This window comes from Pseudostreptobacillus hongkongensis (assembly GCF_001559795.1).
Classification (GTDB): Bacteria; Fusobacteriota; Fusobacteriia; order Fusobacteriales; family Leptotrichiaceae; genus Pseudostreptobacillus; species Pseudostreptobacillus hongkongensis.
In genome coordinates this window covers 24,871-25,226 of the sequence record NZ_LOHY01000031.1, presented here as the reverse complement: position 1 = coordinate 25,226, position 356 = coordinate 24,871, and the positions used below count along the sequence as shown (strand labels likewise).

1 protein-coding gene is annotated in these 356 nt (G+C 28.1%); it reads right to left on the bottom strand.

The genetic code is table 11. The features are described from left to right. On the bottom strand, window positions 1-356 hold a 356-nt coding region (locus AYC59_RS01200), incomplete at both ends, for a transposase (protein ID WP_211259984.1).

The following is a 356-nucleotide window of genomic DNA, read 5'->3' as shown; positions in this document are numbered from 1 at the left end:
CTATTTTTTAATAATAACCATCTCGCCTTTTTAATTTTACTATACTCCATTCTAGAGTCTCGCATTTCCTTCTTAAGTTCTTTTCGCTTTAATGTATCTTGTTCACATTTAATAATATCGTATAATTCTTTAGCTTTTAAATGATTCTCTCTAGCTATTTCAAGTCTAATCTGCCCCATAACATTTTTACCATAATCTGCTTGCATATGATATCTATCATATACTATATCAACATGAGGAAGATATTGTTCTACTAATTGATTATATGCAACATTCATATCTACAGCTACGGCTTTAACATCACTTAGATATTGAATATTTTTCTTAGTGAAAAATGCTCTAAAAGATTCTTTAGA